This is a genomic window from Burkholderia aenigmatica (assembly GCF_902499175.1).
In the GTDB taxonomy this organism is placed as follows: Bacteria; Pseudomonadota; Gammaproteobacteria; order Burkholderiales; family Burkholderiaceae; genus Burkholderia; species Burkholderia aenigmatica.
This window is the reverse complement of sequence record NZ_CABVQC010000004.1, coordinates 20,311-37,058: the sequence shown is the minus strand read 5'-3', so window position 1 is coordinate 37,058 and position 16,748 is coordinate 20,311. Positions and strand designations below refer to the sequence as shown.

12 protein-coding genes and 1 pseudogene are annotated in these 16,748 nt (G+C 60.0%); 2 read left to right on the top strand and 11 right to left on the bottom strand.

The window, feature by feature from the left end; translation table 11 throughout:
• Positions 1-229: 229 nt before the first annotated feature.
• Positions 230-791 (bottom strand): annotated as a pseudogene (locus BDO18943_RS04170) (heterodisulfide reductase-related iron-sulfur binding cluster); the annotation flags it as partial.
• 74 nt (positions 792-865) lie between these two features.
• Here BDO18943_RS04170 and BDO18943_RS04165 point away from each other — a divergent pair.
• On the top strand, positions 866-1,060 hold the full coding sequence (locus tag BDO18943_RS04165) for a hypothetical protein (RefSeq protein WP_175021353.1): 195 nt from the start codon (positions 866-868) through the stop codon (positions 1,058-1,060).
• Between the two features lie 450 nt (positions 1,061-1,510).
• Here BDO18943_RS04165 and BDO18943_RS04160 read toward each other — a convergent pair whose 3' ends face one another.
• Complete coding sequence (locus tag BDO18943_RS04160) at positions 1,511-1,717, bottom strand: hypothetical protein (protein ID WP_175021352.1); 207 nt, start codon at positions 1,715-1,717, stop codon at positions 1,511-1,513.
• 171 nt (positions 1,718-1,888) lie between these two features.
• Between BDO18943_RS04160 and BDO18943_RS04155 the strand changes: the two genes are divergently transcribed.
• Positions 1,889-2,365 (top strand): Lrp/AsnC family transcriptional regulator, encoded by a 477-nt coding sequence (locus BDO18943_RS04155; protein ID WP_175021351.1) that lies wholly within the window; start codon positions 1,889-1,891, stop codon positions 2,363-2,365.
• A 244-nt stretch (positions 2,366-2,609) separates the two neighbouring features.
• On the opposite strand, the gene BDO18943_RS04150 is transcribed toward BDO18943_RS04155, so the two are convergent.
• From BDO18943_RS04150 to BDO18943_RS04110, 9 genes are all read right to left on the bottom strand, one after another.
• The gene (locus BDO18943_RS04150; protein ID WP_175021350.1) at positions 2,610-4,235 is read right to left on the bottom strand and encodes an APC family permease; all 1,626 of its coding nucleotides are present in this window, start codon (positions 4,233-4,235) and stop codon (positions 2,610-2,612) included.
• A gap of 123 nt (positions 4,236-4,358) precedes the next feature.
• A complete protein-coding gene (locus tag BDO18943_RS04145; RefSeq protein WP_175021349.1) occupies positions 4,359-5,588 on the bottom strand; it encodes a diaminopropionate ammonia-lyase in 1,230 nt (409 codons plus the stop codon).
• Between the two features lie 50 nt (positions 5,589-5,638).
• The gene (locus BDO18943_RS04140; RefSeq protein WP_175021348.1) at positions 5,639-6,901 is read right to left on the bottom strand and encodes a Zn-dependent hydrolase; all 1,263 of its coding nucleotides are present in this window, start codon (positions 6,899-6,901) and stop codon (positions 5,639-5,641) included.
• Between the two features lie 325 nt (positions 6,902-7,226).
• Positions 7,227-10,745, bottom strand: coding sequence for a pyruvate carboxylase (locus tag BDO18943_RS04135; protein ID WP_175021347.1), 3,519 nt, complete (start codon positions 10,743-10,745; stop codon positions 7,227-7,229).
• A gap of 786 nt (positions 10,746-11,531) precedes the next feature.
• Positions 11,532-12,464, bottom strand: a complete 933-nt coding sequence (locus tag BDO18943_RS04130) for a proline dehydrogenase family protein (protein ID WP_175021346.1) — start codon at positions 12,462-12,464, stop codon at positions 11,532-11,534.
• Between the two features lie 266 nt (positions 12,465-12,730).
• Positions 12,731-13,828, bottom strand: coding sequence for a CaiB/BaiF CoA transferase family protein (locus BDO18943_RS04125; RefSeq protein WP_175021345.1), 1,098 nt, complete (start codon positions 13,826-13,828; stop codon positions 12,731-12,733).
• A complete protein-coding gene (locus BDO18943_RS04120) occupies positions 13,828-14,859 on the bottom strand; it encodes a phosphotransferase family protein (protein WP_175021344.1) in 1,032 nt (343 codons plus the stop codon). The genes BDO18943_RS04125 and BDO18943_RS04120 overlap by 1 nt, the downstream gene beginning before the upstream one ends.
• Positions 14,856-15,872, bottom strand: a complete 1,017-nt coding sequence (locus BDO18943_RS04115; RefSeq protein ID WP_175021343.1) for a branched-chain amino acid ABC transporter permease — start codon at positions 15,870-15,872, stop codon at positions 14,856-14,858. Before BDO18943_RS04115 ends, BDO18943_RS04120 begins: the two co-directional genes overlap by 4 nt.
• Positions 15,873-15,875: 3 nt before the next feature.
• Positions 15,876-16,748, bottom strand: a complete 873-nt coding sequence (locus tag BDO18943_RS04110) for a branched-chain amino acid ABC transporter permease (RefSeq protein WP_175021342.1) — start codon at positions 16,746-16,748, stop codon at positions 15,876-15,878.

The window sequence follows — 16,748 nt, the reverse complement described above, 5'->3', positions numbered from 1 at the left end:
TTCTGAAGTGCTTGTGATGGTGCGACGGTGGTCTTTGCCTGCTCTCAAAGCGCCTCGAGAAAGAGCGCTTCTCATGGCCACTCGCCGACTCCGGCGTGGTCGCGACGAGCTGCTGCCGTGGCAAGTGGCACGTGGCGCCGTCGCTGCCGTCTACTTCTCGCGCCGAGCGCATCCGAAAGCGGCGCGGATCTGCGTGGTCAACAACCTGCACTACGGTGCGGCTCGGACGCTTACACAGGCCCTGCAGGTACGACGGGCAACTCGTCAGGATCTTCACGTCCGGGCCCTTCGCGGCCGCGGCGGCCGGCGCCGGCCACGACCGGGATCGCGCGCAGCTTCGCGGCACCCTTGCGAATCTCCTCTTCCTTACGGAAGCGGACCTGCGTCGAGATGTCCGGGCGCGTGACCGCAAGCGTGCACGATTTGCCGCAGCAGCGCTCGTTCTTCTCGATCTTGTAGCCGTCCTTCTCCGCGCCCATCAACTCGTTGACGAGCTTCACCGGGTCCATCGTCTTGATCGGCGTGTGGCACGGATCGTGATACATGTAGCGCGTGCCCGTCACGCCATCGAGCTTCATCTCCTTTTCGAGCAGGAATTCGTGGATGTCGATGATCTGGCAGCCCGGGAAGATCTTGTCGAACTCGTAACCCGCGAGCTGGTCGTAGCAGGTGCCGCACGACACGACCACCGTCTTGATGTCGAGGTAATTCAGCGTGTTCGCGACCCGGTGGAACAGCACGCGGTTGTCGGTGACGATCTTCTCGGCCTTGTCGTACTGGCTCGACCCGCGCTACGGATATGCGATAGGCAACAGGCAAGCCTAGGAGAATCACTCACGAAGTGCTTCTGGACGATTTGCTATCGGTGGGTAAGATCGACTTCTTGCGCGTGGTCGTGGATTCATCCTCGATTCGAGCGATTGGAGCAGGCGAAAAAAAAGCTGGCCCGAACCCCACCGATCAAGCACGCCTCGAATTCAAGTTCCACCTCGTCACCGATGTCAAGGGAACGCCAATCGTGGAAATCCCGACTGGCGCCGATCGGAACGGCGTCACCTAACTCGTTCCGCTGATTGAGAGCATCGTGTCAATCGGCGGAAGGCACAAACGGCTTTCGAGTCGTCCTGGGTATGTCTATGTTGCCTTCGGTAACGAGCACGATACCGGCGAATGCTTCACGAGCGAAGTGTCCCCACCGGCACCGCTCGTATCCGAGCATGCAGCCTCCGGCACGGACTCCTCGGCCTTAATGAAGCCGCGGCGCACGTGCGCCCGAAGTCCGAGACACACAAGCCGGTAATCGTGGGCGGTGCCATTGCAGAACTCGTACACGGTCAGGTCAGATTCGCGCAGAGCCTCGCACAGCACGTTGATCACCCGGCAGCATGGCCAGCCCGATCCCAACCACGCTGCAGCCAGTATGTGTGGCGAGATGTCGCAGCCGAAGCACGGCATCAGTGTTCCTTGATGGCACAGTGGCATCCCCGTACCGATACCTGCTGGTAATGAACTAAGCCATCGCCGTTTCCGTAAGCAGCCCACGGGGAATGATGCGCGCCAGCGCCTGTGTGACCTTGATACCGAGATCGAAGAACGCGCACGCGTACTTGACCAGCTTGTACTGAACAACACCTGTCTGTTCGAAACCCGTGTCGGACTGCTCGCGCTTCTCGCCACAAAACAGGAGCCACTGATGCTTGCTTGTGCGGTTTGTCATTTCCTTACAGCCGGCACGGAGTGAGTATCCCCCTGATCGAGTAGACGATGACGAAGTGCCCGTTGACGACTGACTGTTAGCAGGAAATAATGTTTCGTACACCGACTGAAACACCCTATGTTTCGGCAACTATCCGAAATTGAACTCACTCAATTCACGACTGACACCCTTATGGCGACCACACTCGATGACTACGACCTCAAGTTGCTGAGGGAAATACAACGTGACGCTCATACTCCGCAAAGTGAACTGGCTACCCGTGTGAACTTGTCCCCTGCGGCTGTCAATCGTCGATTGCGTCGGCTGGTCGATGATGGCGTGATCGACCGCTATACGGCCATTCTGACTCCGGAAAAAGTTGGCTACCCTCTTACGATCGTGAGCATGATCGAGGTCGAAAGCGAGCAAATCGACCTACTCGACGCAATGAAGCATACCTTCGAGCACTGCCCGCAAATCCAGCAGTGCTATTACGTCGCTGGAGAGTGGGATTTCGTGCTGATTTTCTCGGTTCGGCACATGGAGGAGTACAACGATCTGACGAGAAAACTCTTCTTCGCCAACAACAACGTCAAACGCTTCAAGACGCTTGTCAGTATGAGTCGGGTCAAAGTTGGGGTGGGCATACCGCTTCAGCCGACCGTGTGAGGTAGTGCAACGCGCCCGGTCGACGGCGCAGCCGGAAAGTGTCGCATGTTCCGACTGCGCTTGGACCCCGCCCTAGCCTGGAGCCGGAGCGGCGACACCGCCCCATCCTTGACTGGGTTCGTTGTCCGTCGTTGTATTGGCGTCCCAACCAGGCACGTGAGGCTTACCAGCTACTTAGAGTGCGAATCTTGCTCAGTCGCCCATCGCCATGCCAATACTGTTGGCGTGGTTGACCGAGCACCCGTCATCCGGCCTGCTCTACCTGAAGGGGAACGTACTCATCCTGGGTTCCATCTGTTTGTGCAGATGAATGCTCACGAAGATATGCCGTACGCTGCCCACTTGCGACACCCCAGTAATAGAATACAAGCGCGACTACTGCGACCACAATCAGGTCCCATCCGTCAGGAATGATCCCGTATCCGCCGAATTCTCGTCCGCCGCACACCGACAGCAGAGCCATCACCGGCAAGTACGCCACCATCCACCAGGCCGATCGAAGTTCCAGTCGAAATTGCTTCCAACCCGCTCTCGACTGGTAATAGAGATAAATCGGCAGCGCTGCCACGATCAGCAGAATGATTTGTCCGGTCAGTGGCCAGCGCGCCCAATAGAGCACCAGCGATGCACAGATGAACGCGAATGGTGCAATGATCGACATGCCTGGAATACGAAGCGGTCGCGGCAAATCGGCGGCATGTTTGCGCAGCGCCATCAGGCTCACTGGTCCCGTCAGGAACGAGATCACGGTTGCCACCGAAATCACAGCAGCAAGCGTGCCCCATCCGCGAAAGAAGAACATGAAGACGAACGAAACGCCAAGATTGAACCACATTGCCGCTCGCGGCACTCCATACAGCGGATGAATGGTGCCGAACACGCGAGGCATCGTACCGTTGCGCTCCATCGCGTAAATCATTCGCGCGGTTGTTGCCGTGTAGATCGAACCCGTTCCCGAAGGACTAACGAATGCATCCACGTACAGAAGCATGGCGAGCCAATTCAAATTGACCGCAATCGCAAGTTCGGCGAACGGCGAGGAGAAATTCAGACCATGCCATCCGGCCGCAATGCTGGATGGACTCACTGCCCCGATAAACGCAACTTGCAGCAGAACATAGATCACTAACGCTAGCAAAATCGACCCGACGAGCGCAAAAGGAATGCTTCGCGACGGATTTCTTGCTTCGCCCGCGAGACTGACCGGGCTCTGGAATCCATTGAAGCTGAATACGATGCCACTCGTCGCGACGGCCGTCAGCACCGAGGACCAACCGTAGGGAGCGAAATGAGCGCCTGCGCCCAGCGCGAAATTGTCCCGATGAAAGCCGCTCCAGATGAGGCCCACGATGGTCGCACCTGGAACCAGAAATTTGAACACCGTAATTGCTGTATTGGTTTTCACAAACAGCTTCACGCCCCAGTAGTTGAGCATGAAGTACACGATGACGAGCAGTGCGCTGACAAACAATCCGTGTGTGGTCAAATCTTCGCCGACCATCAGTGCGTGTGCCCATTGATAAGGCCACGACGCCATGTATTGAACTGAAGCTATTGCTTCGATAGGAATGACCGAAACAATCGATATCCAGTTCGCCCATGCCGCAATGAAGCCGACGAGCGCACCGTGCGAGTAGCGCGCATACCGGACCATGCCTCCAGACTCAGGAAACGTTGTCCCCAGCTCCGAGTAGGCCAGCGCGATGGCCATTACGACGACGGCGCCAATGATCCAGGCGACGACAGCGGCCGGCCCCGCAATCTTCGACGCATGCCAGGCGCCGAACAGCCAGCCGGAGCCGATGATTGAGCCGAGCCCGGTAAAAAGCAGGGAAATGGGGCCGATACTTCGGCTGACGGATTCCTTCATGTTTGTCTCCGGGGACGCGCGCGGGGCGTAGTTTTCGCCACCGCAGCGCTTCCGATCTTGTTGGTATGAGGAGTGAAGCGCCGCCATCGCGTTAGCGATTGAACGACGCATCGAGCACGCCTCTTAGGCAATAGTGCTGGCGCGCCAAGCCGCTTGACGCTCGAGTACCGATTCGGCCGTCTCTCCGACCAAATCACGGTAAGTCGCCGGTGCAGTCGCGCCTTCGGTATTGATCACCAACACGTGAGACGTGCTATCAAGGCCAACCTTCCGCGCCAGATCCGGCTCCTGCAACAATACGGAAAGGCCAGCGAGACCAGCCACGCCCGATTCGCCGGCAACGATCGGTGAGTCGCCCTCGCTTCCAGACGCCAAAACGCGCATTGCGCTGACGGCGTCGTCGTCACTGATCGTCATGAACTCGTCAATGCACGGTTGCAGAAACTTCCACGCGAGGGGGGAAGTTTCGCCACATGCCAGACCAGCCATGACGGAATCAACCGAGCCCGTTGCACGCGCGGCACGGCCCTCAAGCGCGCTTTGATACAGGCAATCCGCCTGCTTCGGCTCCACGACGACAAAACGTGGGCGATGCGTCCCGTGGAATTCCCACAGATAGCTCGCCAGCCCCGCGGCAAGTCCACCAACACCGCCTTGCAGGAATACATGGGTGAATGCCGGATGGCCCGGCCGGCTATCGCTCTGCTCAACGACTTCTGCTGCGATGGTTCCGTACCCCTGCATAACATCGCGCGGGATATCTTCGTAGCCGTCGTAAGACGTGTCCGACACAACATGCCAAGCGTTCTCGGTCGCAAGTCGTGCCGCCTCTTCGACCGATTCATCGTAATTGCCGGTGATGCGCACGATCTCAGCACCATAGGCTGCAATCGCCGCTTCGCGCTCAACGCTTACATTCGCGTGCAGCACGATCACGCAACGACAACCCAGTGCCTGGGCTGCAGCTGCCAGACCTTTCCCGTGGTTTCCGTCAGTTGCGCTGACGACCGTGAAGTGCGTGAGCAACTCGCGGTAATCGCCTGCAAACAGTGCTCGCGGGTCAAGATTGTGATCGGGCCACAAGCGCAAGATCAAGCGCACCAGTGCAATCGGTGCACCCAACGCCTTGAAGCTGCCCAGAACAGAGCGGGCAGACTCGTCCTTGACGCTGATGCTGCCGACACCCAGCTTTGCCGCCAGACCCGGCAGTTCGTGCAGTGGCGTTGCTTCGGGTGCAATCTTGTCCCAGCCGAAAAGCCAAGCACGGCTTTCCTCAGCCTTTTCGATGCTCATGATTGCTTTCAATTCGGCGGGGTAATCGGTGCGCGTGACGCGCGGATTAGCAGTCAACATGGGCGTGATGCTCCAACAGAAATGGAAAGTGATAGGGATGCAATTAGTGGTCAATTCGCCGAAAGGCGTTTGAGCACGACATCCAGCAAGACGTTTGCACCGTCGACGAGTTGATCATCGTCCGTGTGCTCACGCGGGTTGTGACTGACCCCCCCACGGCTCGGTACGAAGATCATCGCCGCGGGGGCGATACGCGCGATCATCTGTGCATCGTGCCCTGCACCGGACGTCATCCGCCGATGTGTGAAACCCATCTGCTCGGCAGACGACTCGATTGCATCTGCGAGGCCCGAATCGAATACGACAGGCTCGAATCGGACGAGGCGCTCTGTTGAGATCTTGACGCCTTCCTTTTCCGCGATTTCGACCAGAAATCGTGCCAGGCGCTGCTCCGCGTCCTGCAGGCGCAGTTCGTCCGGATCTCTCAGATCCACCGTGAACACTGCCTTGCGCGGAATCACATTGATAACGTTCGGCTCGATCCGCAGCATGCCGATCGTCGCCAGCGTCGTGCCGGTCGTGACCGCCAGCTCACGCAGGAACGTGGCGACTGCGGCCGCTACCCACCCCGCATCATGGCGCAGGCGCATCGGCGTCGTGCCTGCATGATTGGCGTTCCCCTGCACCGTGATTTGCTGCCACGAGATACCTTGCAGATTCTCGACCACACCGATACGAACGTTTTCCGCCTCGAGAATCGGCCCTTGTTCGATATGCAGCTCAAGGTATTCGTGTGGCACGATGGCGCCCGGCTCCAGATCACCTGCATAGCCGATGCGAGCAAGTTCGTCACCGAGGCGCGTGCCGTCGATGCCGACCGTATCCAACGCCGTGTCGACGGACAAGCCGCCCGCATAGACGAGCGAACCCATCATGTCCGGCTGATAGCGAACGCCTTCTTCGTTAGTGAATGCGGCAACGGTGATCGAACGGCTCGGTTTAATGCCCGCGTGACGGAACGCACGCGCAACGGCGAGACCAGCCAGTACGCCGTAACAGCCGTCGAGCGCCCCAGCATTCTTCACGGAGTCGATATGGGAACCGATCATCAGCGGGCGCCGATTGCCCTCATCGGATTCGGAGCGAAGTGTGCCGAAAATGTTGCCGATGCGATCGATTCGAACGTCGAGATCGAGTTCACGCATCCACGTGACGACCAGGTCGCGCCCGGCGCGCTCGTCGTCGGTCAGCGCGATGCGTGTCCGCCCGCCCACGTCCGAGTCGGCCCCCACTTCGCCGAGTTCACGCAACTGCTTGATAAGCAGTGCGCCATCAAGTTGCACATGCGGGGATGACGATGCAGCAATATTCATTGATTGTCTCCATGACGTGGCGTAGTCGGCGACGTTTGCCGGGCCTCATCGAGACAGAATAATATTTCACATCATGGGATATTTTGGTGCGAATTGAATGGGCGTTGTGGAATTTTCTTGCATTGTCAGCATGCATTCTTGAACGGCCTTCTTCAGTGCACCGGTGTCTTTCATCGTAGAGGTCGTGCGTACCGGCTTTCGCTTTCACCGACACAATGTAACGGCGGATGACGGCCCGTCTGGCGGGCAGCGTCATCTGCCTTGTAATCACGCGACTCTTAACCGAGCACTACACTAGTGGTGCCACAAGAGAGCCCCACGGGCCTCACTCCGCTCCTTTCAACTCGATCAGCAGATCCTTCGCCGCGACCCGCTCGCCGGGCTTCACGTGCACGGCTGCGATCTCACAGTCACGCTCCGCCGCGATGTGCGTTTCCATCTTCATCGCCTCGAGCGCGAGCAGCGTCGTGCCGGCCGCCACGCGCTGGCCCGGCTGCACCGCTACCGTGACTACCGACCCCGGCATCGGCGCAGCGATATGCAGCGGATTCGCCGGATCGGCGCGCTGCAGGCCATGCTGCTCCTTGCCAGCCTGCACGACGCTCTTCTGCTCGACGAGCGCCGAACGCGACTGGCCGTTCAGTTCGAACAGCACCTTCACGATGCCATCCTGCGCATCGGCATGCTGACCCTGCAACGACACGAGCAGCGTCTTGCCCGGCTCGATGTCGATCGCCACTTCCTCCTGCGGCTGCAGTCCGTAGAGAAATGCGGGCGTCGGCACGACCGACGTGTCGCTGTAGGCACGCACGTGTGCGTAGTAGTCGACCGTCTGCTTCGGATACATCAGGTACGACGCCAGTTGCCGGTCGTCGAGCGGCTGCTCGCACGCGGCCTCGGCCTGCTTGCGCACGGCGTCGAGATCGGCCGGCGGAATCTGGTCGCCAGGGCGATACGGCGCCGGCGGTTCGCTCTTGAGCACCTTGCGCGACAGATCCGCCGGGAAGCCATCGGGCGGAAAACCCAGCTCGCCCTTGAACAGCGACACGACCGACTCGGGGAACGTGATGTCCTTGTCCGGGTTGCGCACGTCGTCCACGGCGAGATCGTTCGCGACCATCATCAGCGCCATGTCGCCGACCACCTTCGACGTCGGCGTGACCTTCACGATGTCGCCGAACAGGCGGTTGACGTCCGCATACGCGCGCGACACCTCGGTCCAGCGATGATCGATGCCGAGCGAACGCGCCTGCTCGCGCAGGTTCGTGTACTGGCCGCCGGGCATCTCGTGCCGGTAGACGTCGGCCGTGCCCGCGCGGATCTCCGATTCGAACGGCGCGTAATAGCGGCGCACGCCTTCCCAGTACATCGACGCTTCGTGCAGGCGATCGGCATCGAGCCCGGGATCGCGTGCGCCACCGGCCAACGCGGCCGCGATGCTCGACAGGTTCGGCTGCGACGTGAGGCCGCTCATCGCATCGAGCGCACCGTCCACCGCGTCGCAGCCCGCACCGACCGCCGCGAGCACCGACGCCGCGGCGATCCCGCTCGTATCGTGCGTATGGAAATGCACGGGCAACCCGGTTTCTTCCTTGAGCGCCTTCACGAGCGTCGCGACCGCCTGCGGGCGGCAGATACCGGCCATGTCCTTGATGCCGAGCACGTGCACGCCGGCCTGCTGCAGCTCGCGCGCGATGCCGACGTAATACTTGAGGTCGTACTTCGAGCGTGACGTGTCGAACAGGTCACCGGTGTAGCAGATCGCGCCTTCGCACAGCATCCCGCTCTCGCCGACCGCATCGATCGCCACGCGCATGTTGCGCACCCAGTTCAGCGAGTCGAACACGCGGAACACGTCGACGCCCGCGCTCGCGGCCTGCTGCACGAAGAAGCGCACGACGTTGTCCGCGTAGTTCGTATAGCCGACCGCATTCGAGCCGCGCAGCAGCATCTGGAACAGGATGTTCGGCACACGCTCGCGCAGCAGCGCGAGCCGCTCCCACGGATCTTCCTTCAGGAAGCGCAGCGCGACGTCGAACGTCGCGCCGCCCCAGCATTCGAGCGAGAACAGTTGCGACAGCTCGCGCGCGTAGAACGGCGCGATCGGCAGCATGTCGGCCGTGCGCATACGCGTCGCGAACAGCGACTGGTGCGCGTCGCGCATCGTCGTGTCGGTCAGCAGCACCTGCTTCTGGTCGAGCATCCAGCTCGCGAACTTCTCGGGGCCGAGCTCGCGCAGGCGATCGCGCGTGCCGGCCGGAATCGCCACCGCCGTATCGATCTTCGGCAGCACGGGTTTCGACAACGGCAGCGCTGGCAGCGTGCGCCCCTTCATCTCCGCGTTGCCGTTCACGTTCAGCTCGCCGAGATAGCGCAGCAGCTTCGTCGCGCGGTCGCCGCGCTTCGCGAATGCGAGCAGCTCCGGCGTCTTGTCGATGAAGCGCGTCGTCACGTCGCCCGCGATGAAGGCCGGATGATTGATCACGTTCTCGAGGAACTGCAGGTTCGACGTGACGCCGCGAATCCGGAACTCGCGCAGCGCGCGATCCATCCGGTGAATCGATTCGGCCGCCGTCGGCGCCCAGGTCGTCACCTTCACCAGCAACGAGTCGTAGTACGGCGTGATCACCGCGCCGCCATAGGCGGTGCCGGCGTCGAGTCGGACGCCGAAGCCCGCCGCGCTGCGATAGGCAGTGAGCCGCCCGTAGTCGGGCAGGAAGTCGTTCTCCGGATCCTCGGTCGTGATCCGGCATTGCAGCGCGTTGCCGTTCAGCGGAATCGCGTGCTGTTCCGGCACGCCGGCCGCACGCGCGACGAGTGCGCCATCGGCATCCGTCGCGTCATCGGCGAGGCCGATCCGGCCGCCTTCGGTGATGCGGATCTGCGCCTTCACGATGTCGATCCCGGTGATCATCTCGGTAACCGTGTGCTCGACCTGGATGCGCGGATTCACTTCGATGAAGTAGAACTGGCCGGTGTCGGCATCCATCAGGAATTCGACGGTGCCCGCGTGCGTGTAACCGACCGCGCGCATCAGGCGCAGCGCCGATTCGCACAGCGCGTGACGGCCGTCGTGATCGAGGTACGGCGCCGGCGCGCGTTCGACGACCTTCTGGTTGCGTCGCTGCACCGTGCAGTCGCGCTCGTACAGATGCACGACCGTGCCGTGCAGGTCGCCGAGCACCTGCACCTCGACGTGCCGCGCATTGCGCACGAGCTTCTCGACATACACCTCGTCGTTGCCGAATGCGGCGAGCGCCTCGCGCCGTGCGACGGGCAGCAGCGTCTCGAGGTCGCGTTCGTTCTCGAGCACGCGCATCCCCCGTCCGCCGCCGCCCCAGCTCGCCTTCAGCATCAGCGGATAGCCGACTTCCGCGGCCAGCGCGCGGCACGCGTCTAGATCGTCCGGCAGCGGCGCGGTCGCGGGCATCACGGGCACGCCGGCCGCGATCGCCGCATTGCGTGCGGCCACCTTGTTGCCGAGCGTGCGCATCACGTCGGGCGACGGGCCGATCCAGCGGATGCCGGCGTCAATCACGGCCTGCGCGAAATCGGGGTTCTCGGACAGGAAGCCGTAGCCGGGGTGGATCGCGTCAACGTTCGCCTGCCGCGCGACGCGCAGGATGTCGTCGATGTCGAGGTACGCGGCGAGCGGCTTCTTGCCTTCGCCGATCAGGTAGCTTTCGTCTGCCTTGAAGCGATGCAGCGCGAGGCGGTCTTCCTTCGAATACACCGCGACCGTACGCATGTTCAGTTCGGCGGCGGCACGCATCACGCGAATCGAGATTTCCGAGCGGTTCGCGATCAGGATGGATTGGATGGGGGTGGGAGTCACAGCAGCCATGAATCGTTAGTGTTGGATGAGGCCTGTCGACGCGATCTGTCCGCCGCCAGAGTTGCCTGCTGGCCGATACGCCAAACTCGCGTCGTCGTTCGCGGTTACTTCGTGTCCGTCGCCGGCTATCAGCATTCTCATCATGCCGCTTGAGTATCGCCATCAAGACGAACAGTGTTCAACCGAGTTCCTGATGTCCGAATGTGAAACCGACTGGTCGGTCGCCGATACGGACACGAAGCGCTAATGCAACGAGACCGTGTTAGTCCCGAATATCGAAAAGTGGCGCGTGATCCATCCAGTCATATGCAACACTCGCGCCTGCCCACGGCCAGTTTGGTTGATTGCGTTGAACCCATTCCGGGGCATGCCCTGTTGCAGGTCCTGGAGCACCCCGCCCACCCTCATATGTACAAGCCTCTTTCGGATCCTGCCGAGTTTCATGCCACTTACTGCGTACATTCATTGCAACACCTCACAGACTTGAAGTCGATATACGCCCCTGCAACGCAATGAACCAACTCGTCCGAGAGTCGGATATCGCAAAAGGGAGCCGCGGATATTTGCATCCTCTAATGCAAAAAGTGGGCCAGGGGTCCCTGCACAGACGAGGCCTTGCTGCACAAAGGACACGCGTTCCCCAAAACAAGACAGCATTCCAAAACTGGAACGACAATTTCAGACTTGAATTTTTCGAGAGGAATATTTTGAGGCTGCGAACACCGCTCTCACGTTTGGCAGGGTGGCGCAAGACGTTGCCCGGACGAACGGCAGCCGGATCGACGCATCGGTAGATCATCGGTTGTATTCGACACGCGCTGGATTGAGGAATAGAGATCCAATCCCGCGCCACATCGCATCAGGGTGCTCGTTGAAGAGTCGGGTACTGTAGCCATACCGATTCTTGCCAAATGGAACGTAGACTCGCACGCGAAATCCCATTTGCCTCAGCCTGTCGCGCAGATCTTCGCGCACGCCGAGCACCACCTGAAACTCGAAGCGAGCCCGATCGACCCCGCGTCGCAGAACATGTGCGACAACGTCATCGATCAGCTTTTCATCGTGGGTCGCAATCGTGACAAACAGATCCGCTTCGAAGCAGCGCTCAACGTGACGCAGAAAATGTGATGCAAGTTCGGCTCGACTGCCAACCGCACCCGCAACAAGGCGGATTGGACTTTCACGGTGCATCACATTGTTTATTCCTGCGTCCAATCGTTGCCTTGCAAGCGACGCGAGGTCGGAATCCGTGCGAGGAACACTGGCACGCAATGCGAAGCTCACATTTCGTTGCCTACCCAGCCACAGATCCGTGACATCGCCCCCCCTATGAGCGACACGTACGTCTTCGACGTCGATCCGTACGACGACGTTGGCTCGACCTGCCCGTGCGATGATGGATTCAACCAGTTCTGTCGATCTGGTTTCCCCTGCCTTTTCGCTGAGACTTGACGGCTTGATCGCTGCTTCCGCGTCCAGACTATTACGCTCGATAGCGTCGATCAACTCGAAGTAAGGTTCAGCCGAAGTGCGAACCTCATACCCCATCGCAGGAGCATCACCAAAATAGTCGAGCGTCGCGGAAAAGCCTTCAGCGTTAAGCAAACGAACATGCCTTACCGCATCCTCCAGCGTGTCACCCGCAAAGAAGCGATGCGAAATTCTGGCCACCACTGAATCGGGCAGAAAAGAGACGATGCATACGGCCATCGTGCTTAAGACATGCATCTAGCTCATCCAATGACTATGGTATCTGCTGGCACCGGGCCAGCTTCCGTGGCAGACGACTGCAATGGTTACAACTTCATCACACCAATGACTCCACTCGATCGACAAATCCACCTGACAACCACCTCAATCAGTCGCACTCCAAATCGTTCTCCACAAAAAAAGCCGCCCCTCAAAAAATGAGAGGCGAAAGGCACCGCAAGGAATGGAGATCAAGAACTCGCAATTTCACCATCACAATTTGACGGTTTCATGCACGGCGCCGGTCACGCTGCACCCGGAAACGCGTTGACACTCCAAGTTGCCAATGCCTCTTGTATCGACACAGACCGAGTTGGCTGCGGTGTCGCGTTGACGGTCCTTGAGAATCGTGGCGCCGGTGCCGGCTGAGCCACACCGTCTACAGTCAGATAGGTCTCGCGGGCAACGTTGTGAGGGTGCTCCAGCGCCTCATCCCAATCCAGCACCGGTGCAAAACAGGCGTCAGTACCTTCAAGCATCTCGCACCACTCTTGTCGAGTCCGTGTACGGAATACGTTTGCCAAGCGCAGCTTTAATAGCGGCCACCGTGCTGCGTCCATTTGCCCGTCGAACAACGGGTCATCAATTCCACAAATTGCGCGCAGTTCCGCGTAGAACTGTGGCTCGATCGCACCAATCGCGATGAACTTGCCGTCGGCGCAAGCATACGTATCGTAGAAATGGGCGCCACCGTCGAGCAGGTTTTCACCACGCTGGTTTCCCCATTGCCCCATGGCCCTGAGACCGTACAGGAAAGCTGACAGCAGCGCCGTACCATCCGTCATCGCTGCATCGACGACCTGACCGCGACCGGAGTTCTTCGCCTCCAGCAATGCCGCCAGCAGTCCAACGGCCAACAGCATGCCGCCCCCACCAAAATCGCCCACGTAATTCAATGGCGGCGGTGGCGCCTCGTCGGGCCGACCGATCGCGTTGAGTGCACCAGAGATGGCGATGTAATTGATGTCGTGCCCAGCCGCCTGTGACAAAGGCCCGTGTTGACCCCAACCTGTCATCCGGCCATAGACCAGTCGAAGATTGGCTTCAAGGCAGTCCTGCGGCCCTAGGCCCAATCTCTCCATCACGCCGGGCCGGAATCCCTCGATCAGGCAATCTGCCGCACCGATCAATGACATGACTTGTTCCTGCGAGCCAGCGGCACGCAGGTCCAGTTGTACTGTGCGTCTGTTGCGAGTAGTCACATCGCGCGCGTCAGGTGACTGGCCGGGCCGTGCGATGCGCACCACGTCTGCACCCAGGTCACCCAATACCATGGCGCAGAAGGGACCCGGGCCGATCCCCGCGAATTCCACAACCTTCAATCCTGCAAGGGGGCCAGCCATTATTCCTCTCCCTTATCGATTGCGATCAATTCCGCCGCATAACGCGCGAAGCGAGACGACAAACGACCGACCGCCACGGCGTCATCGCCGACGGCGTTCCCAGCCTTCGCTCGTGCCGTGATGCCCTCCAGAATCACGGCAAAGCGGAAAAGCGAAAACGCATGATGGAAGGGGCGAACAGCGTCCCCTCGGCCGCTAGCGGCCAAGTAGGCTGCGAGGTACTCCTGCTGGGCGGGCAGATGCAATGTCTGCAGATCGAGGCCCTTGACGCCTTCGAACACGTCCGGCTCGGTCAGCCATGGCAAACTGCTGTACGCAGCGTCCGCCAAGGGGTGGCCCAGTGTCGAGAGTTCCCAGTCCAGCACCGCGATCACGCGCGGTTCGGTCGGATGGAACATCACGTTGCCAAGGCGGAAGTCTCCGTGGGCAATCGTCGTTTCGTCGCCTGGCGGAATATGGCTCGGCAGCCATTCAATCAGACGTTCGATATCCGAGTTGTCCTGTGTCTTGGACGCTTGCCACTGGCGAGTCCAGCGATCAATTTGACGCGCGAAGAAATTGCCCGGCTTTCCGTAGTCGGCCAAACCTACACTGGCCCAATCGACTGCGTGCAGTTGAGCCAGCGTTTCGGCCAGAGCAAACAGATAGCTGCGCCGTTGACCCGGGTCAATTTCGGGCATCGCGTAGTTACTCATGACCCGACCTTCAAGACGCTCCATCACATAAAACGGAGTTCCGATGATTTCTCGGTCCTCGCAGTACAAGAGTGCATTGGGTACCGGGACGTCAGTCTTACGCAACGCGCGCAAGATACGAAACTCTCGATCGACCGCATGCGCCGACTTGAGCAGTTCCCCCGGCGGCTGCTTGCGAAGGACCAGGCGCGGACCATTTTCGAAAGTGACGAAGAACGTCGGATTGGACTGACCGCCTCCAATGCGTTGCAGTTCCATCCGGCCGCGAAGCTCCGGCATACAGGTCTGCAGATAGTCGGCAAGGACACCTGCATCGAACTCGAGGTTGTGGCTCATGCTTGCTCCTCCCCTTGTCCCTGCAGACGTGTGCGCACGCGTGTGATCAGCCCCATCACGCCGCCTGGCAGAACAAAGACGAAGAGGATCAATACCAAACCGTAGATTCCCCAAGCCGCATCTTTGGAAATCGTCTCGGCAACGCTCGGTACGAACATGATGAAGGCGGCCCCGAACATCGCACCCCAAAGCGTACCGATACCGCCGACAACCACGCCGACCAGCAGCGAGATGGACAGGAACATCGTGAAAGAATCCGGTGAAACGAATTGAACGGCCAGCGCAGACAGGCCACCTCCGATACCGGTGAACGCAGCGGACACGCCGAAGGTCATGGATTTGTAGTGTCGGTTGTCAATCCCCATGGACTCGGCGGCGATCTCGTGGTCGCGAATGGCACGCAGGGCCCGCCCCGTCCCGCTGTCAATCATGTTCCGGGCCAGTACGAAAACCACCACTGCCACGATGAGCGCAAAGAGGTAGAGATACTGATCAGAGTCGAGCGGAAGACCGAACGGCGCATCCGGCTTGGTCAAGACGATACCGCCTACACCGCCGGTCCACGGTTCCAGGTACTTGTACTTCAGCAACTGCGGCGTCACCACACCCAGAGCAAAGGTCGCGAGCGCTAGGTAGAGCCCTTGCAACTTCAGCGCCGGGCGACCGAACAGGTATCCGACCAGCAAGCAGACCAGACCGGCGGCAGGAATGCAAAGCCAGTAGGGAACCGAGGCCTTGTCCATCAGGATGGCAACGGTATAGGCACCGATCGCATAGAAGGCACCATGTCCCAAGGATATCTGGCCGTTGTAACCGGTCAGCATGTTCAGTCCGACCAGTGCGACAGCATACGAAAGCACCATGGTGATCTGGAACAGGACATACCCATGAGCGATGAACATGGGGACGATCGCGAGGGCCAGCAGAACCAGACTTCGCGGCAATCGGGCACGCTGACTACGCGCGGGTCCCGAAAAGGGAGCGGGATGAGAGGTCATGGACTTCAGATTCATGGCTTAGACACGTTGTACGATGCGACGACCCATCAGACCCGCGGGCCGTACGATGAGGACGACGACGATAAGAACCAGAGCCACCGAAAGCTTGAGTTCAGTGCCCACAACGTAGGTACCGATCAAGTTTTCAAGCACCCCAACCAAGAACCCGCCGATCACGGCACCAACCGGGTTGTCGATACCCCCGATGAGCGCCCCCGCGAACGCGTAGATCAGGACGCCGCTCATCATGCTGGGGTCAAGGAAAACCACCGGCGCGACCATCATTCCGGCAACCGCGCCGATGGCACCAGCCAGGCCCCACCCGAGCATGAGCATCCGGCCCACACGAATACCCAGCAGGCGAGATGACCCTGGGTTTTGCGCAGCGGCGCGCATTGCGAGACCCAGCGTGGTAAAGCGGAAGAAGGTGAACAGTGCGGCAACGATGCACAGCGCAACGAAGATCGTCCCGACCTGATGAGCCGACATCAGCTCACTTCCGAACCACGCATCTTTCGGAAACGGACTCGGAAACGCCTTGATCTGGCTGCCGAACAGCCAACCGGCCAGGCTGTGGAAGATCACCAGGAGTCCGATAAATACCACCACAACGCTCAATTCGGGCGCCTTGTGCAACGGTCGTATCACGATGAACTCCAGTGCCGCCCCCATCGCGAAAGACAACACGATCGTGAGGAAGAATGCCCCCCAGTACGGCACACCTGCCTGAATCAACGCCCACGCAATGAAGGTCGAGAACATCGCCATCTCGCCTTGCGCAAAGTTCACTTGATGTGTCGCCTGGTAGATCATGACGAGCGCGAGCGCCAGGCAGGCATAGATACCGCCTGTCGACAGGCCGGTTACCAGTTGTTGAATGAAGGACTCCAT